This is a genomic window from Staphylococcus sp. FSL W8-0271 (assembly GCF_038006605.1).
GTDB lineage: Bacteria > Bacillota > Bacilli > Staphylococcales > Staphylococcaceae > Staphylococcus > Staphylococcus cohnii.
Genome location: NZ_JBBOVM010000001.1, coordinates 1,135,695 through 1,161,142 on the forward strand (window position 1 = coordinate 1,135,695; position 25,448 = coordinate 1,161,142).

The 25,448-nt window shown below is 32.8% G+C and carries 21 protein-coding genes and 1 pseudogene; 17 read left to right on the forward strand and 5 right to left on the reverse strand.

What is annotated here, in order from left to right:
- The first annotated feature begins 32 nt into the window (after positions 1-32).
- The 6 genes from NST87_RS05655 (at position 33) to NST87_RS05680 (ending at position 5,550) form a co-directional block, all read left to right on the forward strand.
- Entirely contained in the window at positions 33-809 is a 777-nt protein-coding gene (locus NST87_RS05655) for a sulfite exporter TauE/SafE family protein (protein WP_019468603.1), read from the forward strand.
- 222 nt (positions 810-1,031) lie between these two features.
- Positions 1,032-2,024: a signal peptide peptidase SppA gene (gene sppA / locus NST87_RS05660; RefSeq protein ID WP_019468604.1), complete on the forward strand. Its 993-nt coding sequence runs from the start codon at positions 1,032-1,034 to the stop codon at positions 2,022-2,024.
- A 9-nt stretch (positions 2,025-2,033) separates the two neighbouring features.
- Positions 2,034-2,573 (forward strand): RDD family protein, encoded by a 540-nt coding sequence (locus tag NST87_RS05665; protein ID WP_019468605.1) that lies wholly within the window; start codon positions 2,034-2,036, stop codon positions 2,571-2,573.
- 89 nt (positions 2,574-2,662) lie between these two features.
- Positions 2,663-3,157, forward strand: a complete 495-nt coding sequence (tpx, locus tag NST87_RS05670; protein ID WP_019468606.1) for a thiol peroxidase — start codon at positions 2,663-2,665, stop codon at positions 3,155-3,157.
- Positions 3,158-3,315: 158 nt separating this feature from the next.
- Positions 3,316-4,263 (forward strand): class I SAM-dependent methyltransferase, encoded by a 948-nt coding sequence (locus NST87_RS05675; RefSeq protein WP_019468607.1) that lies wholly within the window; start codon positions 3,316-3,318, stop codon positions 4,261-4,263.
- Between the two features lie 87 nt (positions 4,264-4,350).
- Positions 4,351-5,550 carry an acetate kinase gene (locus tag NST87_RS05680; RefSeq protein WP_340721393.1) on the forward strand — a complete coding sequence of 400 codons (1,200 nt, stop codon included), beginning with the start codon at positions 4,351-4,353 and terminating at the stop codon, positions 5,548-5,550.
- 347 nt (positions 5,551-5,897) lie between these two features.
- On the opposite strand, the gene NST87_RS05685 is transcribed toward NST87_RS05680, so the two are convergent.
- Together NST87_RS05685 and NST87_RS05690 are read right to left on the reverse strand one after the other, a co-directional pair.
- Complete coding sequence (locus tag NST87_RS05685; protein ID WP_019468609.1) at positions 5,898-7,064, reverse strand: esterase-like activity of phytase family protein; 1,167 nt, start codon at positions 7,062-7,064, stop codon at positions 5,898-5,900.
- 205 nt (positions 7,065-7,269) lie between these two features.
- A complete protein-coding gene (locus tag NST87_RS05690) occupies positions 7,270-7,773 on the reverse strand; it encodes a universal stress protein (RefSeq protein ID WP_019468610.1) in 504 nt (167 codons plus the stop codon).
- A gap of 150 nt (positions 7,774-7,923) precedes the next feature.
- On the opposite strand from NST87_RS05690, the gene ald reads away from it, so the two are divergent.
- The gene (gene ald / locus NST87_RS05695; protein WP_019468611.1) at positions 7,924-9,039 is read left to right on the forward strand and encodes an alanine dehydrogenase; all 1,116 of its coding nucleotides are present in this window, start codon (positions 7,924-7,926) and stop codon (positions 9,037-9,039) included.
- A 251-nt stretch (positions 9,040-9,290) separates the two neighbouring features.
- Here ald and NST87_RS05700 read toward each other — a convergent pair whose 3' ends face one another.
- Entirely contained in the window at positions 9,291-9,920 is a 630-nt protein-coding gene (locus NST87_RS05700; RefSeq protein ID WP_019468612.1) for a copper homeostasis protein CutC, read from the reverse strand.
- Positions 9,917-10,969, reverse strand: a complete 1,053-nt coding sequence (locus NST87_RS05705; RefSeq protein WP_019468613.1) for a M24 family metallopeptidase — start codon at positions 10,967-10,969, stop codon at positions 9,917-9,919. The genes NST87_RS05700 and NST87_RS05705 overlap by 4 nt, the downstream gene beginning before the upstream one ends.
- A 204-nt stretch (positions 10,970-11,173) precedes the next feature.
- Between NST87_RS05705 and NST87_RS05710 the strand changes: the two genes are divergently transcribed.
- Positions 11,174-11,863 (forward strand): metal-dependent hydrolase, encoded by a 690-nt coding sequence (locus tag NST87_RS05710; RefSeq protein ID WP_040030004.1) that lies wholly within the window; start codon positions 11,174-11,176, stop codon positions 11,861-11,863.
- Positions 11,864-12,009: 146 nt separating this feature from the next.
- On the opposite strand, the gene NST87_RS05715 is transcribed toward NST87_RS05710, so the two are convergent.
- Positions 12,010-12,423, reverse strand: a complete 414-nt coding sequence (locus NST87_RS05715; protein WP_019468615.1) for a universal stress protein — start codon at positions 12,421-12,423, stop codon at positions 12,010-12,012.
- 224 nt (positions 12,424-12,647) lie between these two features.
- On the opposite strand from NST87_RS05715, the gene NST87_RS05720 reads away from it, so the two are divergent.
- From NST87_RS05720 to NST87_RS05760, 9 genes and pseudogenes are all read left to right on the forward strand, one after another.
- Positions 12,648-13,940, forward strand: a complete 1,293-nt coding sequence (locus NST87_RS05720; RefSeq protein WP_040030005.1) for a DRTGG domain-containing protein — start codon at positions 12,648-12,650, stop codon at positions 13,938-13,940.
- A gap of 32 nt (positions 13,941-13,972) precedes the next feature.
- On the forward strand, positions 13,973-14,908 hold the full coding sequence (locus tag NST87_RS05725) for a DHH family phosphoesterase (RefSeq protein WP_019468617.1): 936 nt from the start codon (positions 13,973-13,975) through the stop codon (positions 14,906-14,908).
- 20 nt (positions 14,909-14,928) lie between these two features.
- Positions 14,929-18,132, forward strand: coding sequence for a DNA polymerase III subunit alpha (locus tag NST87_RS05730; RefSeq protein ID WP_064263257.1), 3,204 nt, complete (start codon positions 14,929-14,931; stop codon positions 18,130-18,132).
- 238 nt (positions 18,133-18,370) lie between these two features.
- Positions 18,371-19,603, forward strand: coding sequence for an NAD(P)-dependent malic enzyme (locus tag NST87_RS05735; protein WP_019468619.1), 1,233 nt, complete (start codon positions 18,371-18,373; stop codon positions 19,601-19,603).
- 75 nt (positions 19,604-19,678) lie between these two features.
- Positions 19,679-20,545 carry an acetyl-CoA carboxylase, carboxyltransferase subunit beta gene (gene accD / locus NST87_RS05740; RefSeq protein WP_019468620.1) on the forward strand — a complete coding sequence of 289 codons (867 nt, stop codon included), beginning with the start codon at positions 19,679-19,681 and terminating at the stop codon, positions 20,543-20,545.
- Positions 20,538-21,482 (forward strand): acetyl-CoA carboxylase carboxyltransferase subunit alpha, encoded by a 945-nt coding sequence (locus NST87_RS05745; RefSeq protein WP_019468621.1) that lies wholly within the window; start codon positions 20,538-20,540, stop codon positions 21,480-21,482. The genes accD and NST87_RS05745 overlap by 8 nt, the downstream gene beginning before the upstream one ends.
- Positions 21,483-21,876: 394 nt before the next feature.
- On the forward strand, positions 21,877-22,845 hold the full coding sequence (gene pfkA, locus NST87_RS05750; RefSeq protein ID WP_019468622.1) for a 6-phosphofructokinase: 969 nt from the start codon (positions 21,877-21,879) through the stop codon (positions 22,843-22,845).
- 20 nt (positions 22,846-22,865) lie between these two features.
- Positions 22,866-24,626, forward strand: coding sequence for a pyruvate kinase (gene pyk / locus NST87_RS05755; protein WP_019468623.1), 1,761 nt, complete (start codon positions 22,866-22,868; stop codon positions 24,624-24,626).
- A 285-nt stretch (positions 24,627-24,911) separates the two neighbouring features.
- Positions 24,912-25,114 (forward strand): annotated as a pseudogene (locus tag NST87_RS05760) (IS5/IS1182 family transposase); the annotation flags it as partial.
- Positions 25,115-25,448 lie beyond the last annotated feature (334 nt).

Genomic DNA, 25,448 nt, shown 5'->3' on the forward strand with positions numbered 1-25,448 from the left:
ACATAAGAATAAAACAGACAGGGGATGGAATTATGCTAGATTGGGATATTTCGATCGTTCTTATAATTATACTTCTAGGGTTTTTAGCAGCGTTTATTGATGCTGTTGTAGGTGGCGGCGGTTTAATTTCTATTCCGGCATTATTAGCTGTAGGTATGCCACCAGCTGTCGCTTTGGGTACAAATAAATTAGCAAGTTCATTTGGTTCACTTACAAGTGCATTTCGTTTCTTGAGATCGGGTAATGTCGATTTGAAGATAGTAGGAAAGTTATTTCCATTTGTATTTATTTTGGCAATTTGTGGCGCGAGTGTAGCCACATTTCTACCCGCCGAGCTTTTAAAACCACTGGTTATCATTATTTTGACGTTAGTCATGATTTATACATTGGTGAAAAAAGATTGGGGCAATGTACGTACATATACAAAATTGACATTTGGTAAAGCAATTTTATTTGTAAGTATTATGTCGCTCATTGGATTTTATGATGGTTTTTTAGGTGGCGGCACTGGCTCATTTATGCTTTTTATTCTACTTATGTTCGGTTTTGATTTTTTAGGTGCTGCTGGCAATGCAAAAGTATTAAATTTTGCTTCTAACTTAGGTGCTTTAATTTTGTTTATGATATTAGATCAAGTTGACTATTTTTATGGTTTGATTATGGCAGTAAGTATGATTTGCGGATCGTATGTTGGGGCGACTTTCGCAATTAAAAAAGGTGTCAGTTATGTAAAAACTTTATTTATCGTAGTAACTGCTATTTTGATTATTAAAAATGCTTACGATTATATTATGCAATTAATCAATTGATTACATTAAAAATAAAACTGTAATACTTCAATGGTATTCGGGTGTGTGTATGTTGCTGAGACAAAAATGTCTCAGCTTTTTTCATTTTAAAACGATTAGTTTTCTATACCACTCAGATCTTCCTCTTATTTTATTTTTCTTATAAAGGTATACATTGTTTAATTGATTATGTTTAAATTGTATTTGGAACGATTGAAAAAATATTCTGGGAGTGAATACGTTATGTCGAAAAAGAGAATAATAGCAATAGTACTTGCCGTAATAATCGTGCTTGGTGGTATTGTTATGAGTTCGATATCTACTGTGATATCTTCGCTTTTTAGTGAAGATGGCATGTCAGAAATGGATCCTTTTACTGAAACGGTAGAATCAGAAGGTGACAGTTCAAAACGCATTGTACACCTAACTTTAAATGGTGAAATTAGTGAAGGTACTGGTGAAGGATTGTTTGGAAGCTCTGGTTATAATCATGAAGCATTTCTCAAACAGTTGGATAAAGTGAAAAAAGATAGCTCGATAAAAGGTGTTTTATTAACCGTTAATACACCTGGCGGAGGTACATACCCAAGTGATGAAATTTATAAAAAAATTGAAGAAATAAAACAAAAACATAAAAAAGTTTATGTACATATGGATGCGATGGCTGCATCTGGTGGATATTATATTTCAGCCCCTGCCGATAAAATATATGCTGGCCCTCAATCTACTACTGGGTCCATTGGCGTTATTATGTCAAATGTTGATTATTCTGGATTACAAGAAAAACTAGGCATTAAGGAAAATGTCATTAAATCAGGTGAGCATAAAGACATTATGAGTAGCTCTCGAGAAATGACTAATGAGGAAAAAGATATCCTGCAATCTGTATTAGATGATAGTTATCAAAGATTTATTAATATTGTTGCAGAAGGTAGAGATATGCCAGAGAAAAAGGTTGAAAAGTTAGCTGATGGACGTATTTATAGTGCACAACAAGCTGAAAAGAACGGACTGATTGATGAAATTGGTTATAATGATAATGCGTTAAAAGCACTTAAGAATGACATAAAAGCAAAGGATGCAGAAGTGTTTAAATATAGTGCAGACGAAGGCTGGTTTAGTTCTATTTATTCAACTAAATCAACACTAGATCAATTCAAAAATGAATTAAGTGATTTGAAATCAATTATAAGCAATGATACAGAAGCTGAACCTATGTATCTATATAAAGGTTAGGTGTATAAAATGGAGCAGTATACAAATGAACAAACATTACAAACAACTCCAGAAAATGATAAATCTGATATAGAAGCAATGTATCAAAAACAATTAGCACAGTCTGTATATGCAGGTTTTGGTATAAGGTTTTGGAGTTTTATTATTGATTTACTCATTATATTTGGTATACGTGGACTGATATTGAAACCGATATATCATTTTACACATATAGATGAAATTAAGTTATGGATTGAATATTTTAGCCTAGGTCATCTTTTAGATGCGCTGGTATTTTATCTATACTTTGTATTATTAACCAAATTTTTCAAACAAACGATAGGTAAAATGATTTGTAATATTCGGGTAGAACGGATAGATCGTCAATCCCTTACATGGTCAGATGTATTATTTAGAGAGTGGATTGGACGTATTATAAATGGCGTGTTATTTAATTTACCTTACTTAGTTACTTTGTTTACAAATAAACACAGAGGTATTCATGATATCTTCGCTGACACGGTCGTAATCAGAAATAAATTCGAAAAATTATTTTATTTAAAAAAATAAAAGTAAACTTTAGTAATCTATGAGTTTATTTTGAGACAATAGATGGGTATACTATTGTAGTAAGAACTATTTAATAGGAGGCGTGCAACATGGCACAAATTACATTCAAACAAGAACCAGTAACACTATACGGTTCACAAGTAAAAAAAGGAGAATATGCGCCAGATTTTACTGTTTTAGATAATGATTTAAATGAAGTTAATTTAGAAACTTATGACGGACAAAAAAAATTAATTAGCGTTGTTCCGTCTATAGATACAGGTGTTTGTGACCAACAAACACGTAAATTTAATGAAGAAGCTGCTAAAGAAGATGGTGTAGTTTTAACAATTTCAGCAGACTTACCATTTGCACAAAAAAGATGGTGTGCGTCAAATGGATTAGAAAATGTAATCACATTGAGTGATCACAGAAACTTATCTTTTGGTAAAACGTACGGTGTTGTTATGGAAGAATTACGTTTATTAGCACGTTCTGTTTTCGTTTTAGATAAAAACAATAAAGTTGTTTATACTGAAATTGTTTCTGAAGGCACAAATTTCCCAGACTTTGATGCTGCATTAGAAGCTTATCGTAGTCTATAAATTATATAATATTGTCACATGATTATACTAGTAAAACTCATAAAACAGTATCGTTGACATTATAAATTAAACTGTCCATAATTATTTGGTAATATAAGTTAGGGTACTGACTTAGTTTCAATTAAATTATGGGCAGTTTTTTTAGAAAGGACTTTTAAATGGCACAAGAAGAAACAGTAATGGAACAATTATTTAAGGCACTTGATGAAAAAACCAAATCTTTAAATGAAGAGAATGGTCAAAGTTTCATAGAAAATTTAGGTCTTGCAATGGAAAATATTTATACGAATCAAAGATCATTGCTGGAACAAGCTACGTTACAAGATAGACGTAAAGCATTTCAATTTGCTTATTTAAATTTAATGCAAAAAGAAGATATTCAAGCAAATCATCAAATTACTCCTGATTCAATTGGAATGATTCTAGGTTTCCTTGCCGAGCGTTTTTTAAAAAACAAAGAAGCATTTCATGTCGCAGATATTGCGAGTGGGGCTGGACATTTGAGCGCTTCTGTACATGAAGTATTAACTGAACATACAGTTATGCATCATCTTGTTGAAGTCGATCCAGTATTATCGCGTGTAAGTGTACATTTGGCAAACTTTTTAGAAATTCCATTTGATGTTTATCCCCAAGATGCTATCATGCCACTTCCTTTTGAAGACGCAGATGTTGTGATTGGTGATTTACCAATAGGATATTATCCAGTGGATGATAGAAGTAAAGAAATGGATTTAGGTTTTGAAGAAGGACATAGTTTTTCTCACTATTTATTAATTGAACAAGCAGTAACTGCATTAAAAGCATCAGGTTATGCGTTTTTAGTAGTACCTAGTAATTTATTTGAAGGTACGAATGTGAAACAGTTACAAAATTTCATTGCAACAGAAACAGAAATGCAAGCTTTTCTAAACTTGCCATCTACACTGTTTAAAAATGAAAAAGCGCGTAAATCGATACTCATTCTACAGAAAAAAGAAACTAATGTAACAAAGCCTGTAGAGGTTCTGTTAGCTAATATACCTGATTTCAAAAGCCCTCAACAATTTCAAGGTTTTTTACAAGATTTAAATGCTTGGATGATGGAAAATCATCCTGAAAATTAAACTGTAATATTCTTGAATTCTTACTGTATTAATGATTAAATAGATATGGATATAAAAAAACTTAATTTAAATTGGAGGCATTATGCTATGTCAAAATTAATTTTGGCTATTAACGCTGGTAGTTCATCATTGAAATTTCAACTTATTGAAATGCCGGAAGAAAAAATTATTACTAAAGGACTTATTGAACGTATTGGATTAAAAGATTCTGTATTTACTATTGAGGTAGGCGAAGAAAAACACAAATCAACTTTAGATATTGCAGACCACGAACAAGCGGTTAATATTATGTTGGAAAGCTTCAAAAAACATGGTGTGATTGATAGCATTTATGATATCGATGGCACAGGTCATCGTGTCGTACATGGTGGCGAATTATTCCCAAATTCAGTATATGTTACAGATGAAGTTGAGGAACAAATTGAGTCATTAAGTGAACTAGCACCATTACACAACCCTGCAAATTTAATGGGCATTCGTGCTTTTCGCAAATTATTACCAGAAATTCCACATGTAGCTATTTTTGATACTTCATTCCATCAAACAATGCCAGAGAAATCTTATTTATACAGCTTACCATACCAATATTATGAAGATTATGGTATTCGTAAATACGGATTCCACGGAACAAGTCATAAATATGTATCACAACGCGCTGCTGAAATTTTAGGCAAACCGATCGAAGAATTACGCATGATTTCATGTCATATCGGTAACGGAGCATCTATTGCTGCAATTGATGGTGGAGAATCTGTTGATACTTCTATGGGATTCACACCACTAGCTGGTGTTACTATGGGTACGCGTTCAGGGAATATTGACCCTGCCCTAATACCATTTATTATGGAAAAAACTGGAAAAAATGCTGAAGAAGTTCTGAATACATTAAATAAGGAATCTGGTTTGTTAGGTATTTCTGGTACTTCAAGTGATTTAAGAGATATTATTGATGAAGCAAAAGCAGGTAAAGAACGTGCGCAATTAGCATTAGATGTATTTGCATCAAGAATTCATAAATATATTGGTTCTTATGCGACACGTATGCACGGCGTAGATGTAATTATCTTTACTGCAGGCGTAGGTGAGAACTCTGACCCTGTTAGAGCAAAAGTTTTAGAAGGTTTAGAATTTATGGGTGTTTATTGGGATGCTAAGAAAAATGAAGCAATTCATGGTGAAGAAGGTTTCATTAACTATCCACATTCTCCTGTAAAAGTTATTGTTATTCCTACAAATGAAGAGGTAATGATTGCACGTGATGTAGTTAAATTTGGTAATCTTGAATAAATTTGAAATCAAAAGTATGATAGTTTAAAATGCACGATAGGTTATGACATAGTTTAAGATATAAAACAATGTTTAAAAATTAAAATCTATGATATAAATATCTAGCTTATAAATAATAGGGCCAATCCTTAATGTGGATTGGCCCTATTTATATTTGAAATATTACGATTTTGATCGTGCATGCTTGCCTGGGGATATGGCTCGAGCCTGTAGTCTCTCGTCCATATCATTTCCCCGGGCGTCAGCACGATGCAAAATCTCTATAATTTATATGTTATCTGCCTAGTTACCTTTAATTTAAATAGACATATATAAATTCCAAAAATAAAAGCTGTTTTTTGCAATTCTTAAGGTTTTATTTCAAATGCAGTAAGGTTCGTTTGTTGTTTTTGATTAAAGTTATTATCTGATATAAGAACTAAACTGTCGTGACCATTTGGCAATTTTGGACCAAAAGACATACCTTCTATGTTGTCAATATGTCCGATGTCTTGCGCATTAAGATTTGCAATTAATTGTTTTTTAACAGGTGTAACATGGTTCTTTTGCAGTGATTTGATATTTTTAGTATCTGTTCCGCTTGTGCTATCAATTTTATAAATACGTATATAATTTTTGAAATTGTTATTTTTATCTTGAACACTGGCACGCTCAAGTACAAGTAATTCCTTTTTATTCAATGTTAAAATTTCAGCTATTCCATTTTCAGCATCTTTGTTTTTTCCTGGTTTTTTTGAAATTGGATCTAGATTATAAGGCTTTTCTGAAATAACATCACCTTGACGATTATATTTTGTTAGGCGTGTTTTAGCGCTTGATTTTATGGTTGGTAATTGATCATCTTGAAGTAAAGGTGCTTCCATAGAAGTCCAAATATACTTACCATTTTCGGAAAAACTGCTACCTTCTAACGCAAGGTTATTTCTAAATCCATGTTTATTCTGATGTCCCATTTTAATAGGGGTATGGATTTGGAGATTACTAATAAATGTGCCATTTCTAGCAGCTGTCCTTATAAATGGATTGAAACCAAGTTCGCGATCGCCTTCACTTGTATAAAGCAGACGTTTATGATTTAAAGGGTCAATTCTTATCGACTCAGGGTCAGCTACAACATCATGTTGGTGCTTCTTAAATGATGTCTTACTTGGATATTTTGTGCCATTGGGTTGTGTTAAAAAGTGCATTTGCGTGAATTTCACTTTGTTAAATTTATGTTTATTGTAATTGATTTGAGCTTCATAAAACCTAGCAGGATTTTCTTCTGAGCGGTCGTCGCTAATCATTAGCCACTTTTTGGACTTAGCATCATAAGAAATACCAGAAAGACCGCCTATTTTTGTATTTTTGAATGATTTATTATAAGGGATGGTTTTTGTGTCAATATATTTTAATTGAGAAGCCGTTTTTTCATTTTTTACATCATCGTTATAAGCATATGTATGTGTTGACGCAGAAATAAAAAAAGCACTAATAGATAAACTAACCATCATCATTCTCTTAAATTGGTTCATATCATTTACTCCTTTATGGTATGCCTTAATTCTATTTTACATATTTGATATGAAGCTCATTTAAGGATGATATAACAATTTCTTAACAACTAAACAGGCGATGTGAAGATGATTAAGCAAAAAAGATAGTTTTACACGATATACAGTGTAAAACTATCTTTTTTCTATAGCTGAATGTCTTTATTAAATAAGTTGTACTTTAACGTTAATGTGCTTGATACTTGGATCTAAATTCATCTGTAGCTACCTGTGGTTGGAAATCTTCAGGAAGTTCTTCTGTACGTACGACCAACACGTCACAAGGAGAGTGACGCACAATCGCTTCTGATACAGAACCTACGATAAATCTTTCAACTGCGTTTAAACCTGATGTACCACACATAATTAAATCTGCATCAACATCAGCAGCTAATTTTTTAGGTATGATTGCTTTCGGTGAACCAAATTCTAGTCTCGTTTCAACTTCAGTAACACCAGCATTCGTAGCCACTTCTTTATAACCTTTTAATAAATCATCAGAGAAGTTTTTTGATTTTTCAGTAAATTGCGCATCATAAACTTCATAAGAAGAGTAAGTTCTTGAATCAATAACATTTACGATTGTTAGTTTTGAATCATTACGTTTTGCAACTTCTACAGCTTTATTAAATGCCCATTCAGCTTCATGTGATCCATCGACTGCGATTAAAATATTTTTATACGTTAGCATCACAATTACCTCCTTCATCTTCTTGCTTATATTATACCACTATTTACAGAATATTAACATAATTCGCCTTAATACATGTTGTAAAAATACCCTAAACTATGATTGCGCTTTCATATAATACGCGTTACTATAAATTTGGAGGTGGATAAAATGATAATAGGTATTCCGAAAGAGATTAAAAACAATGAAAATAGGGTGAGTTTATCACCAAGTGGCGTACATGCATTAGTAGAACAAGGTCACTCAGTTATTGTTGAAAAATCTGCTGGTTTAGGTTCATATTTTGAAGACGAAGATTATATTACAGCTGGAGCTAAAATTGGTGATGTACCGGCTGAAGTATGGAACGTTGATATGGTTATGAAAGTTAAAGAACCATTAGAAGAAGAGTTCCAATATTTTAAGGAAGGGTTAATACTATTTACTTATTTACATTTAGCAAATGAAAAGAAACTCACACAAGCTTTATTAGATAATAAAGTAATAGGTATTGCTTATGAAACAGTTCAATTGCAAGATAAAACATTACCATTATTAACGCCGATGAGTGAAGTGGCAGGGCGTATGTCTGCACAAATTGGTGCTGAATTTTTACAAAAATATAAAGGCGGTATGGGTATTTTACTTGGTGGTGTACCTGGCGTAGCTAAAGGTCGCGTAACGATTATCGGCGGCGGTCAAGCCGGTACAAATGCTGCTAAAATTGCATTAGGTTTAGGTGCCGATGTAACAATTTTAGATGTTAACCCTAAGCGTTTACAAGAGCTTGAAGATTTATTTGATGGCCGTGTACACACAATTATGTCTAATCCATTAAATATTGAAGAATGTGTTAAAAATAGTGACTTAGTCATCGGTGCGGTATTAATTCCTGGTGCCAAAGCACCAAACCTAGTTACTGAAGACATGGTAAAATCCATGAAAGACGGTTCGGTAATCGTTGATATTGCTATAGACCAAGGTGGTATTTTCGAAACGACTGACCGTATTTCAACACATGACGATCCAACATATAAAAAACATGGCGTTGTACATTATGCTGTGGCTAATATGCCTGGTGCAGTACCACGTACTTCTACTATTGCATTAAATAATGCAACGTTACCTTATGCATTACAAATTGCGGGAAAAGGTTATTTAAAAGCATTACAAGATAATGAACCTTTATCATTAGGTTTAAATACTATTAATGGCGTATTAACCAATAAAGGTGTTGGTAAAGCTTTGAATTTACCATATTCTAACGTTGAAAGCACTCTAAAATAATAAAAAATAACAAACAAAAACTGGTAATCTCTTCCATATAGTAGAGGTTACCAGTTTTTAAATTCAGTTTTAATACGATTTATTAAAATTTAGTGCACGCGTAATAAGCTTTTAAAATATAATATAAAATTTGATATTTGTATTAAAACAATTACTTAAGTGAAGAGCATTATAAAGTGGATTGTCAATGGTCTTATGGAAATTGTGTTGCCATTATATATTGAAATTTTCACAAAGTATATATGCTATTGTTATACAATTTTTGTACCATGTACCTCTTGAAAAGGAAATGCAGTAATGAGTTCTTGAACATTAGATTTTGTTAAACCGCCACCAGGCATGATTTCAATCTTTCCTCCTGAATTCACGACCAATTTACCAAGTTGATTTAAATTGTCAAAAATATTGGTGTCAGCCGGACCCCCATGTGTGAGTAATCTACTAAACCCAAGTTCAATTAATTTGTGTAATGCTTTTACTTGACCTTCTAAATGTATTTCATCAAACGCCATATGACAAACAACAGGTATCGGCGATGCTAGTTGTTTTAATGTTTTCATTTGCCATTCATTCAATGTGTTATCATCTGTTAAACAACCGAATACAAAATAATCAATATCAAATGATTTAATTGCTTTAATATCTCGCTGCATAATTTCAAAGTCATATAGGCTATATACAAAATCGCCACCGCGTGGACGAATCATGACAGCAATTTCTACGTCGTTTGCTTTGCAAATTTCAGTAGCAATTTCAACCATTCCTATACTTGGCGTGGTTCCTCCGACATGTAAATGATCACACAATTCAACACGATCTGCGCCATTTTCAATTGCATATTCAACTTGTTGGATTGTTTCAACTACGGCTTCTTTGATCATTTTTCGTAACCTGTCAAACTTTCATTTCCATTTTCAGTTACGAGAATATCATCTTCAATACGGACACCAGCTACACCAGGCACATAGATGCCAGGTTCAACAGTTACAACCATCCCTGGTACAAATTCATTTGCATTTGTACTAGAAACATCTTGATATTCATGCTCTTCTAATCCAAGACCATGCCCTAGTCGATGAGGGAAATAGTCTCCGTATCCAGCATCTGTAATAATACCTCGGGCAATAGCGTCTATATCTTTAATTTTTACACCAGGTTTAATTGCAGCGATTGCCTCTTGTTCAGCTTTTAATACGATATCGTATATGTTTTGAGCATCTGAGCTAGGTTGTCCAAATTTAATTGTTCTTGTCATATCACTACAATAATTTTCATAAATGACACCTAAATCAAATAATACGAATTCATTATTTTGTAATTGACGTTCACCAGGTATACCATGTGGTGACGCTGCATGATCACCGAAGAGGACCATCGTATCAAAGCTCATTTCATTTACGCCATACGCTTTGATTTCATATTCAATGTGATTAACAACTTGTCGTTCTGTCACACCTTCTTTTAAGAAACTTGCACCAATTTCAATACATTTATCTGCAAGTTCACATGCTTTACGAATTTTAGCAATTTCAGAGTCACTTTTAACATTACGTAGTGACTTTATTGTTTGATCAATATCACCGAACGCTTTTACATCAAAAGCTGCGATTAATTCACGTTGACGTTGCACAGTTAAATGTGCCGCTTCAACTAACATTTTATTGAAAGTAAAGGGATACTTATCTAATGCATTTTCTGTATCAAGGTAACCAATGATTTCACCATCAAATGGTGAAGCCTTTACTTCTTCGACTTCTAATTGTGGACAAAATAGGACTTGATCGCCATTTTCTTTGATTAATAATGCTAGTAAACGTTCATGAGGATCACTTAAATAGCCTGTGAAATAAAAGATGTTCAATGGGGTAGTAATCCATGCTGCGTCAGCTTGTTGTGATTTTAATGATTCTATAACTTGTTGTAACTTCATTTTACTGCCTCCTAAATATATGATTATATTAATTTTAAGTTAGTTGTGTAAGGAATTCAAAAATAATATGTTGAAATAAGATATATTGCTAAAATTATTAAAAGAATTATCATATATAAGCACGTATTTTGTTAAAAGCGTGTTATAACTATTAATAATTGTGGTATATATAAAATAAATAGTTTTATGGGAGGAATTATCGATATGAAATTATCTTTTCATGGACAATCAACGATTTATTTTGAAGCGAATGGCAAAAAAGTAATTGTTGATCCATTTATTACGGGCAACGATTTATCCGATTTAGATGCTGAAACTTTAGAAGTTGATTATATTATTTTGACACATGGTCATGGAGATCATTTTGGTGATACGATTGAATTAGCAAATCGAAATCACGCAACAGTTATTGGTTCAGCAGAATTAGGTGATTATTTAACGACTACTAAAAACGTTGAAAATGTTAGACCTATGAATATTGGTGGTAAAGCAGAATTTGATTTTGGAACGGTTAAGTTTGTACAAGCGTTTCATAGTTCTAGCTTGACTGACGACAATGGTATTCCCGTATATTTAGGTATGCCGATGGGGCTAATTTTAGAAATAGAAGGCAAGACGATTTATCATACTGGTGATACAGGATTATTTGGTGACATGAAATTAATTGCCGAACGTCATCCAGTTGACATTTGTTTTATTCCAATTGGTGATAATTTCACAATGGGCATTGATGATGCTAGTTTTGCAATTAATCAGTTCATTAAACCTAAAATTACAATACCAATTCACTACAATACATTTGACTTAATCAAACAAAATCCAGACGACTTCAAGTCAGCTGTTTCAGAAGGTGAAGTACAGATATTAAATCCAGGAGACGCAGTTCAACTTTAAAGTGATTGCGATATAAACAGCTTACACATAAAATGTAAACGCCAATTTCACTAACATCATAGTAGAAATTGGCGTTTACTTTGTTTTTTATGGAATTGAACTAATTGTTGCAATGAGATGATTTTCCCAGTTATTAAACCGTTGTACTATTTTACTATTAGCACAGGGATGCTTGCTCTTTTAGCAACTTTGTGACTCACACTACCTAGTACGAATTTTTTCTTTTCTTCGGCACGACGGTTACTGAGGACAACTATTTCATATTTACCACTATTTGCTTCTTTTACCAATTGTTCTTTGGCATTACCACGTACAATGATTTCATCATATTTGATGCCATATTCATCGAGCGTATTTCGAGTGCTTTCTAACCCTTTACTACGTTTTTCAACAAGCTTATCTAAATGAACACCAGATTTAATCGATGCTTGTGCATCTTGCTCACTGATTGCATTAAGAATTGTTACAACAGTATCTTCGCCAGCTAATTTAGAAACTTCTTTAAGTGCTTTTTCATTTTTAAGTGTTGTATCAACACCTAGTAAAATATTTTTAAACATTATTCCATCCCTCCTTAATTCTATTCTAATTAAAGTTTATCACAAATCAAATTAAAAATTATATATTTTCATATTAACAGAGTAAAAAGTTTTATAGATATTAATATCTTAGTGAATATATGTCATAATTAAAGTTAAAATATATTTTTCAAGTGATTAAATCGCAATTTTAGTTATAAAAAGTTATAATATCATAGAAAATGTCCAAAAATGAGGTTATTACAATGACAAAGCATGAGCAAATTTTATCTTATATCGAATCTTTAGCAGTAGGGCAAAAAATTTCTGTTAGAAAAATAGCGAAAGATTTAAATGTCTCTGAAGGGACAGCTTATCGTGCGATCAAAGATGCCGGTAGAATTGGTTTAGTAGCAACAATCGATAGAGTTGGTACTGTCCGAATAGAAAAGAAAACACGTGAACAAATTGAACAACTTACATTTGGAGAAATTGTAAAAATAATTGATGGACAAGTATTAGGAGGAAGAAATGGCCTCATCAAGACATTAACAAAATTTGCTATTGGCGCAATGGAAATTGATGATGTGGTAAAGTATTTAAGTCCGCATACATTGTTGATTGTAGGAAATCGAAAAGACGTACAATTAGCCGCTTTGAAAAGAGGAAATGCAGTATTGATTACAGGTGGTTTTAGAACGTCCAATGAAATAATCAAATATGCTGATGAACATGATTTACCAATACTATCATCTAATTATGATACATATTTAGTTGCAAATATTATTAACAGAGCGATGTATAATCAAATGATTCGGAAAGAAATATTAGTCGTCGAAGATATAGTGAAATCTGTGAATGAAGATACTGTAGTTTTTGACAATATGACGTTGCACGATTATAAAGAAAAAGCAAAACGCACAGGTCACTCCAGATTTCCAGTTATCGATGAACATTGGCGTTTAGTTGGTATCATTACGAGTAAAGAAATTATTAAAATGGAAGACAAGGATACTTTAGCACATTTTATGACTAAGTCTCCGCTTAATGTACAACTATCAACTACAGTAGCAAATTGTGCACATATGATGATTTGGGAAGGTATCGAATTATTACCAGTGATTTCACCAAGCAAAAAATTAATTGGTGTAATTACAAGAAAAGATGTGTTGACAGCAATGCAATTATTAAGTCGTCAACCCCAGGTAGGCGAAACTATTAATGATCAAGTAGCTAAACATATTACAATTGCAAATGATGATATTCAAGTACAAACTTCGCCTTTACTTACAAATCAGTTTGGCACACTGAGTAAAGCGGTGTTTGTAGCTATTATTGAAGAAACTGTGCGTTATGAAATGCGGAAGTTAAAGAAACTTGAAGTAATGATTGAAAGTTTAAATATCATTTACATTAAGATTGTGCAAATTGAATCTGAAATTAATGTACATTATGATATGTTAGATGTAGGAAGAAATTTTGCTAAATTAGAAGTAACGATGACAAGTGATGGTAAACATGTTGCAAAAGCAATGATTATTTGTCAAATGATAGATTAAAAGCATATATAACTTAAAAAAGGAAGATAAAAATGACGATAGAATTTAACCAAATTATGGATGAAATAAAAGCGGTTCAAACAGTAATTATACATAGACATGTAAGACCAGACCCAGATGCTTATGGATCACAACTTGGAATGAAAAATTATTTGAAACTTAAATTTCCAGAAAAGAATATTTATGCAGTAGGAGAAGGAGAACCGTCACTTGATTTTATCGGTACTTTTGATGATATTAGTGATGACCAATATAACGAAGCATTGGTTATCGTATGTGATACTGCTAATTCTCCTAGAATCAGTGACCATAGATTCAATGCTGGCAAACGTCTTGTTAAAATAGATCATCATCCAGCAGTTGACCAATACGGAGATATTAACTATGTGAATGACCAAGCATCATCAACGAGTGAGATTATTTTTGATTTTATAAGTCATTTTAATGATCAATCACTAATTGATGATTCTGTAGCAAGAGTATTATATTTAGGTATTGTAGGCGATACTGGACGGTTTTTATTCAATAATACAACACCACATACTATGGAAGTCGCAAGCCAATTATTAAAATATTCATTTAACCATCAGCAAGAATTGAATAAATTAGGGGAAAAAGATCCAAAACTATTACCTTTTCAAGGCTATGTTTTACAGAATTTTGATTTAAATGAAAAAGGTTTCTGTAAGGTGAAAATCACCAAAGATGTACTTGAACAATTTGATATTGTAGCGAATGAAGCTTCGCTTTTTGTCAATGCGATTGCTGATATTCAAGGGTTGAAAATATGGGTGTTTGCGGTAGATGAAGGTTCCGAGATTAGATGTCGTATTCGTTCTAAAGGTATCGTCATTAATGATATTGCTAACACATTTGGTGGTGGAGGTCATCCGAATGCATCTGGTGTTTCAGTTGCAGATTGGCACCAATTTGAAGCATTAGCACAAGCATTAAATAATAAATTGTAATATTAAGGAGGTATTTGCTGATGGTTGCGCATTTAAACGTTCATACATCGTATGACTTATTGAATTCAAGTATTAAAATTAAAGATGTCATTGCGAAAGCAGCGAAAGAAGGTTATACATCGTTAGCAATTACAGATACAAACGTTTTATATGGGTACCCTCAATTTTATGACGCGTGTATTACAGCAAATATCCATCCTATATTTGGAATGACGATTTATCTTACAGATGGTTTGTCATCAGTTGAAACTATAGTACTTGCTAAAAATAATCATGGTCTAAAAGATTTATTTAAATTATCTTCTGCGATAAAAATGAAAGAGAAGACTGAAACGCCAATAGAGTGGCTAAATAAATATATTGATCATTTGGTTATCATATTTAAAAATGTTACGGAAGCACACCAAAGTATATTACAAAATTTCACTGATAAAGATGATATATTTGTAAATCACAATAGCCAACAAAGATTAGATTTTCCTGTTGTATGGGCGCAAAGTACAAATTATCTAAATGAAGATGATGCGGATACTTTAACGGCTTTAGCTGCTATCAAAAATAATGAGAAATTAGATTTGGTTAAAGAAGTTCATAATTATAATGCACATATGTATAGTCAGTCCGATTTGGATGCGTTTAATTTAAGCGAGCAAATTTGGCAAAATACAAATTACGTTGCGTCCATTTGTAATGCCGAACTACAATATCATCAATCGTTATTACCTAAATTCAAAACACCGAGTAACCAACCGTCTAAAGATTACCTTTATCAAGTTCTCCAACAAAATTTAAAACAACTAAATTTACCCAATGCTTCATTACAAAAATACGATAACAGGCTTAATCATGAATATGAGATTATCACACGCATGGGTTTTGAAGATTATTTTTTAATTGTTAGTGATTTAATCCATTATGCTAAAACGCATGATGTATTAGTCGGTCCGGGTCGTGGTTCATCTGCTGGCTCCTTAGTCAGTTATCTATTAGATATTACGACGGTTGATCCCATTAAATATAACTTGTTATTTGAGCGATTTTTAAATCCTGAACGTGTTACTATGCCAGATATTGATATCGATTTTGAAGATACGCATAGAGAAAAAGTGATTAAATACGTACAAGAAAAATATGGTGATAACCACGTTGCTGGCATTGTGACGTTTGGTCATTTATTAGCGAGGGCAGTTTCAAGAGATGTAGGTCGAATTATGGGTTTTGATGAAATAACATTAAATGAGATCTCATCTTTAATCCCTCATAAGTTAGGTATTACATTAGATGAGGCATATGAGCAAACTGAATTTAAACAATTTGTGCATAGAAATCATCGGCATGAACGCTGGTTTGAAATTTGTAAAAAATTAGAAGGATTGCCACGACATACGTCAACACATGCAGCAGGGATCATTATAAACGATCATCCTTTATATGAATATACACCATTAACTTTAGGAGATACGGGGTTATTGACACAGTGGACCATGACTGAAGCTGAACGTATTGGCCTTTTAAAAATTGATTTTCTAGGTTTACGAAACTTATCTATTATTCATCAAATCGTTAAACAAGTAAAAAGAGATATGAATATTGATATAGATATTGAAGCCATTCCTTTTAATGATCCAAAAGTATTTCAGTTACTCTCGCAGGGTGACACAACAGGTGTATTCCAATTAGAATCTGATGGCATACGAAATGTATTGAAAAAGTTACAGCCAGAACAATTTGAAGATATTGTGGCAGTAACTTCTTTGTATAGACCAGGACCTATGGAAGAAATTCCAACCTATATTACAAGAAGACACTTCCCTGAAAAAGTACAATATTTGCATAAAGATTTAGAACCTATATTAAAAACTACTTACGGTGTAATTATTTATCAAGAACAAATTATGCAAATCGCGAGTAAGTTTGCTAATTTTAGTTATGGTGAAGCGGATATATTAAGACGTGCTATGAGTAAAAAAAATCGTGCAGTATTAGAGAGTGAGCGACAACATTTTGTAGAAGGTGCTTTAAGTAACGGATATGATGAACGATTAAGCAAGCAGATTTTTGATTTGATTTTAAAATTTGCAGACTATGGCTTTGCACGTGCACATGCAGTGAGCTATTCCAAAATAGCTTATATTATGAGTTATTTAAAAGTACACTATGCTAATTATTTTTATGCCAATATATTGAGCAATTCAATTGGTAGCGAAAAAAAGACGGCACAAATGATTGATGAAGCGAAACATCAGCAATTAAATATATTGGCACCTAATATTAATGAAAGTCATTGGTTTTATAAAGCAAGTAATAAAGGTATTTATCTATCTTTAGGTGCGATTAAAGGCATAGGTTATCAAAGTGTTAAACTCATCGTCGATGAAAGAAAAAATAATGGTGCATATAAAGATTTCTTTGACTTTACACGTCGTATCCCTAAAAGAATAAAGAGTAGGAAATTACTTGAAGCATTAATATTAGTCGGCGCTTTTGATACATTTGGTAAGAATCGAGCGACTTTATTGCAGTCTATTGACCAAGTATTAGATGACGTTTCCGATGTTGAACAAGATGGTTTTATTTTTGATGTGTTGACACCTAAAACAACATATGAAGAAAAAGAAGAGCTACCAGATCAAGTGTTAAGTGATTATGAAAAAGAATATTTAGGGTTTTATGTATCTACTCATCCTGTAGAAAAAGCATTTGAAGAAAAACAATATCTTGGTATTTATAAACTTAATAATGCCAGAGATAATCAACCAATCTTTGTTCAAATCGACCAGTTAAAACGTATTCGTACTAAAAATGGACAAAACATGGCATTTATTACGTTAAATGACGGTCTTAACAATTTAGATGGTGTAGTGTTCCCAGACGCATATAAAAAATTTGAGGTATATTTAAACAATACAGATACGCTTATCGTGAAAGGTAAATTTGAAAATAGAAATAATAAAAAGCAACTTATTATTAATCAAATAGAAAATGTTGCGTCATTTGAGAACAATAAATTAGCAAATGCGAAACAAATAATCATTAGAAATATTGAAAGTTTATCGGAAATAAAACAGTGGTTAAATTCACAAGAGACTGCAGACGATATCCCAGTGAAATATTTTCAAGAAAAACAAAATCAATTTAAAATAATAGGTTTTATATCACGTGAAAAAGAGAAAATTGAAGTGCTTATATCTAAGTTTTCACCGTGGGATATAAGGATAATTTAACTTTATCAAGTCTATAAACTATGATATAGTAAACTGATGGTTAAGTTGAAACTTGCCATCAGTTTATATTAAATGATGACATCTATACTTCATGTGAAATATATGTTTTTATTACAAAAGTTAACATACAACTTGTGCTTGCTATTTAATGCTAACGATAACATTTGTAATTTATGTTAGATTGTAATAAAAATATATATGACTGATTAAAATTATTGAATGTAAGGGGTAGGTTTACATGACATTAAGAGACGACGCACTAGAAATGCATAGAATAAATCAAGGTAAATTAGAAGTTACACCAAAAGTACAAGTGACCAATAAAGAAGAGTTGAGTTTAGCGTATTCACCTGGTGTAGCTGAGCCATGTAAAGAAATACACGAAGACCCTAGAAAAGTATTTGAATATACCATGAAAGCAAATACAATCGCAGTTGTTACAGATGGTACGGCTGTACTTGGACTGGGTGACATAGGTCCAGAAGCTAGTATTCCAGTAATGGAAGGTAAAGCAGTTTTGTTTAAAAGTTTTTCAGGCATAGATGGTGTACCAATTGCACTAAATACTACGGATACAGATGAAATCGTTAATACAGTGAAATTATTAGAACCTAACTATGGTGGCATTAATCTTGAAGATATTTCTGCACCACGTTGTTTTGAAATAGAAGAGCGTTTGAAAAAAGAAACAAAAATACCTGTTTTTCATGATGATCAACATGGTACAGCAATTGTTACAGTCGCAGGTATGATAAATGCGCTACGCATTATAGATAAAGAATTATCAGATATAAAAGTGGTACTTAACGGAGCTGGCGCAGCAGGTATGGCAATTGTTCAATTACTGTATTCATACGGTGTTAGAGATATGATTATGTGTGATTCAAAAGGTGCAATTTATGAAGGCCGTTCCCACGGAATGAATGATACAAAATCATTTGTAGCTAAATGGACAAACAGAGATAGAGTAGAAGGTTCATTAAATGATGTAATTAAAGATGCTGATGTATTTATTGGTGTTTCTGTAGCTGATTTATTAACAAAAGAAATGGTTGAGTCAATGGCTAAAGATCCAATTATATTTGCAATGGCGAATCCTAACCCTGAAATCAACCCTGATGTAGCAAAAGAAGCAGGCGCCAAAGTAATTGGAACGGGTCGTTCTGATTATCCAAATCAAATCAATAACGTACTTGCATTTCCTGGTATATTCAGAGGTGCATTAGATGTAGAAGCTACACACATTAATGAAGAGATGAAACAAGCTGCAGTAGAAGCAATTGCAGACTTAATTAAACCGGAAGAATTAAATCCAGATTACTGCATTCCAGGTCCATTTGATAAACGTGTTGCACCTTCTGTTGCTAGAGAAGTTGCAAAAGCTGCAATGGAAACAGGGGTAGCAAGAACAGATATGGATCCAGAAGAAATTTATAATAAAACAATGAAATTAACAGACTTAGATAAATAATATTCATGAATACTGATCTCAAAATATTGAGTTTATAATATTGGAAAGACAGTAATGGTTAAGTGGAGGTTTAAAATGTTTAAAGATTTTTTCAATAGAAGTAGTAAAAAGAAAAAATATGTGACTGTTTCTGATTCAAAACAAAGTGATGTTCCAGCGGGAATTATGACGAAATGCCCGAAATGTAAAAAGATTATGTATACCAAAGAATTAGCTGAAAATTTAAACGTATGTTTCAATTGTGATCATCACATTGCTTTAACAGCGTATAAAAGAATTGAAGCCATTTCTGATGAAGGTACATTCACAGAATTTGACAAAGGAATGACCTCTGCGAATCCATTGGATTTTCCAAGTTATGAAGAAAAAATTCAAAAAGATCAACAAAAAACAGATTTAAATGAAGCTGTTGTTACTGGTACAGCGTATTTAGAAGGCATTGAATTTGGTGTAGCTGTGATGGATGCTCGATTTAGAATGGGGAGCATGGGGTCAGTTGTTGGTGAAAAGATTTGCAGAATTATTGAACATTGTACTGAGCACCGTTTACCATTTATCCTATTTTCTGCTAGTGGTGGTGCTAGAATGCAAGAAGGTATCATATCATTAATGCAGATGGGTAAAACAAGTGTCACATTAAAAAGACATATGGATCATGGATTGCTATACATTTCATATATTACAAATCCAACAACAGGTGGCGTATCGGCAAGTTTTGCTTCAGTTGGTGATATTAATTTAAGTGAACCCAAAGCACTCATTGGTTTTGCTGGCAGACGTGTGATCGAACAGACGATTAATGAAAAGTTACCTGACGACTTCCAAACTGCTGAATTTTTATTAGAACATGGACAACTAGATAAGGTTGTACATAGAAAAGAAATGAAAGTAACACTTTCTAATATTCTAAAAATGCACCAAGAGGTGAAGACGAATGCTTGACTTTGAAAAGCCGCTTTTTGAAATAAAAAATAAAATTGAATCGTTGAAAGAATCACAAGAAAAAAATGATGTGGACTTACAGGAAGAAATTGATATGCTTGAGGCGTCCTTAGAACGTGAAACTCAAAAAGTATATACTAATTTAAAGCCTTGGGACCGTGTACAATTAGCGCGCTTACAAGAAAGACCTACATCATTAGATTATATACCGTATATTTTTGATTCCTTTATTGAATTACATGGTGATCGTAATTTTCGAGATGATCCAGCTATGATTGGTGGTATTGGATATTTAAATGGCCAAGCAGTAACAGTAGTTGGACAACAGCGGGGTAAAGATACCAAAGATAATATTTATCGTAATTTTGGTATGGCGCATCCTGAGGGGTATAGAAAAGCATTACGTTTAATGAAACAGGCTGAAAAATTCAACCGACCTATTTTCACTTTTATTGATACAAAAGGTGCTTATCCAGGAAAAGCAGCAGAAGAACGTGGTCAAAGTGAGTCTATAGCTAAAAATCTCATTGAAATGGCAGCACTTAAAGTGCCAGTCATTGCAATTGTAATAGGTGAAGGTGGAAGCGGTGGGGCTTTAGGTCTTGGTATTTCAAATCGTTTGTTAATGCTTGAAAACAGCACTTATTCTGTTATTTCACCAGAAGGTGCATCTGCATTACTATGGAAAGATAGTAATTTGGCACAAATAGCTGCTGAAACAATGAAGATTACGGCAGAAGATTTATATGAGTTGAAAATTGCTGATGAGGTTTTAAAAGAACCACTTGGCGGTGCTCATCATGATATTGAAACACAAGCACAAAGTATTAAAACAGCATTTTTAAATCATTTGAGTGAATTAAATGCACTTAATGAACAACAAATCATAGATAATCGTTATGATAAATTTAGAAATATTGGATCATTTAATGAATAACTAAAAAGGCCTTGATGTTTACACCAACAAAACAATTTTTTACTACACATTCTTGCTATGAGTCATTTATTGACTAAGTTTTTCAAAGAGCATTATATTGGAGTCAGGTTTCAATACTTGATTTCATATTAGTGCTCTTATTTTTATTGAATAAAGCAATGTAGAAATGGAAAATTGAGATACCTGTTTAATAAAGTGAAGTTAAAGGTATGATAAAGTATAGTTGTTTTGACAATGTTAGATAAATTAAAAGGAAACGCTTTCGTATTGTAAAATGTTTTTTTACTATAATTAAAAACGTTTACATGAGTTACTATGCCTTATTTTAATGGCACCTTCTATGATTTTATGGTATTTTTAGAATAAGAAATACATGTTAGAAAGGTATGTCGTCATGAAAAAAATTGCAGTGTTGACTAGCGGTGGAGATTCACCAGGCATGAACGCGGCTATTAGAGCTGTTGTTAGAAAAGCGATTTATAATAATATTGAAGTTTATGGTGTTTACCAAGGCTATCAAGGATTATTAAACGATGATATCGAGAAGTTAGAGCTCGGTTCTGTTGGTGATACAATCCAACGTGGCGGAACTTTTCTGTATTCAGCAAGATGTCCTGAATTTAAAGAAGCAGAAGTTCGGAAAAAAGCAATAGATAACTTACGCAAAAGAGGGATTGAGGGACTAGTGGTTATCGGTGGAGACGGTAGCTATAGAGGTGCTCAACGTATAAGTGAAGAATGTAAAGAAATTCAAACGATAGGAGTACCAGGTACAATTGACAATGATATCAACGGTTCCGATTTTACAATAGGATTTGATACAGCTTTAAATACTATTATAGATTGTGTTGATAAAATTCGTGATACGGCCTCAAGTCATGCAAGAACTTTTATAATTGAAGTTATGGGTCGTGATTGTGGAGACTTAGCTCTATGGGCTGGACTTTCAGTTGGGGCAGAAACAATTATTGTCCCAGAAGTAGAAACGGATATTAAAGACGTTGCTGAGAAAATTGATAATGGGATAAGACGTGGAAAAAAACATTCCATTGTTATGGTTGCAGAAGGTTGTATGTCTGGAGAAGATTGCGCAAAAGAATTGACAAAGTACATTAATGTCGATGCGCGCGTATCTGTACTTGGCCATATCCAACGTGGTGGCAGTCCAAGTGGCGCAGATAGAGTGCTTGCTTCACGATTAGGTGGACATGCTGTAGACTTATTGCTAGAAGGAAAAACAGCAATTGGTGTTGGTATTCGCAACAATGAATTAACAGATACATCGTTTGAAGAAATATTCAGATCAAACGAACACAAATTTGATTTTGAAACTTTTGCTTTAGCAAATGAATTATCGATATAAAATACTGGGAGGCATTAATAATGAGAAAAACTAAAATTGTTTGTACAATAGGACCTGCATCAGAGTCTGAAGAAATGCTAGAGAAATTAATTAAAGCTGGAATGAATGTTGCAAGATTGAATTTCTCACATGGTGATCATGCAGAACATAAAGCTAGAATTGATAGAATTCGTGAAGTATCTCATAGATTGGGCAAAACAGTCGCTATACTATTAGATACTAAAGGTCCTGAAATCCGTACTCACAACATGAAAGATGGTGTTATTGAACTTGAAAAAGGTACGGAAGTCATCGTAAGTATGACTGAAGTTGAAGGTACACCAGAAAAATTCTCAGTAACTTACGATAATCTAATAAATGATGTTCAAGAAGGTTCATATATTTTATTAGATGATGGTCTTATTGAATTACAAGTAAAACAAATAGACAAAGCTAAAGGTGAAGTTGTTTGTGATGTTTTAAATACTGGAGAGTTAAAAAATAAAAAAGGTGTTAACTTACCGGGTGTTAAAGTAAGTTTACCTGGCATTACTGATAAAGATGCTGAAGATATTAAATTCGGTATAAGTGAAAATATTGACTTTATCGCTGCAAGTTTTGTTCGTCGTCCAAGTGATGTATTAGATATTCGTAGATTACTTGAAGATGGTAACAATACAAACATTAGCATTATTCCTAAAATTGAAAATCAAGAAGGTATTGATAACATTAAGGAAATACTTGAAGTTTCAGACGGTTTAATGGTTGCGCGTGGTGATATGGGTGTTGAAATACCACCTGAATCAGTACCAATGGTGCAAAAAGACTTAATCAGACAATGTAACAAATTAGGTAAACCTGTTATCACAGCGACGCAAATGTTAGATTCAATGCAACGTAATCCTCGTGCAACACGTGCTGAAGCAAGTGACGTTGCGAATGCGATTTATGACGGTACAGACGCAGTTATGCTTTCAGGCGAAACTGCTGCTGGATTATACCCAGAAGAAGCAGTTAAAACAATGCGTAATATTGCAATTTCAGCTGAAGCTGCACAAGATTATAAACGATTATTATCAGATCGTACTAAATTAGTGCAAACTTCATTAGTTAATGCAATTGGTGTTTCAGTAGCGCATACTGCATTAAATTTAAATGTAAAAGCAATAGTCGCAGCAACTGAGAGTGGGTCAACAGCTAGAACAATTTCTAAATATCGTCCTAAATCAGATATTATTGCAGTTACACCTCATGCTGAAACTGCACGTCAATGTGCATTAGTTTGGGGTATCCATCCTGTTGTTAAAGAAGGACGTAAAACAACAGATGCTATGCTGAACACAGCAGTTGCTACAGCGGTTGAAACTGAAAAAGTTCAAAATGGTGATTTAATCATTATTACAGCAGGCGTACCTACTGGTGAAAAAGGAACTACGAATATGATGAAGTTACATTTAGTTGGTGATGAGTTAGCTAAAGGTCAAGGTATCGGTAGAAACTCAGTAGTTGGAAATACTTTAGTAGTTAATGATGCGAGTGAACTTGAAGGCAAAGATTTAAGTGAAACAGTTATTGTAACAACTTCTGTAGATGAAACGCTCGTTCCTTATATTGAACAAGCAAGTGGCTTAATTGCTGAAGAAAGTGGTATTACGTCACCAAGTGCAATTATAGGTCTAGAAAAAGGTATTCCAACAATTGTTGGTGTTGAAAATGCGACTAAAGAGATACAAAATGACATCTTGATTACTGTAGATGCAAATCAAGGTAAAGTATTCGAAGGATATGCGAACGTACTTTAATCACATTAGTCATTATTCATGCATTAAACAGCATAAATGACAATATAAATAAAATAAGAGGACCAATCCTTATTAAGGATTGGTCCTCTTTATATTTAAAATATTACGATTTTGACAGTGCATGCTTGCCTGGGGATATGGCTCGCGCCTGTAGTCTCTCACTCATATCATTTCGCGGCCGTCAGCACGATGCAAAATCGGTAAAATTTATATTTTGTTATTTAAAAAATAAGGACTTTCATATAATTTAATAAATGCCCTCAAACTAAATTAACGAAGTGCCTTATGTATAAAGATTACAACATGGCTCAACTTACACTACCAATAGAAATTTCAATTTTTATTACCACAAATGATACATCACGACATGTGAATGAGATCGTTGAAACAATCTTTGAAAATGTATTTGATGAATTCAAACATCATCGTGATGCTACGCATATCATCCCTAAGTGATGTTGAAAATTATTCTATATGCGTATACACAATTTTTTTAACGGATTAAAACCAATAGCCAGTGCAATTTACTTCTCTCTATAACTATAAAAAAATAGCTATGAAGAAATCTGTGACGATAGATTTCTTCATAGCTAATCTTAATATATTTTTTTCTGAAACTATAGCTATTCCTTTATAATTGTCACTTAAAATCCTGTTTCTTATCTTTCTTACATAAAAAGATTGCGCATATGGAGAAAGTGCAAAACGCATAAATAACTCGAAATTGAATGTATATTTTAACTACCTTGATATGATATATACAACGAAAATTAAAATACGTAAACATTTTAGTTCTAGACAACACATATTGATTGTCTATCA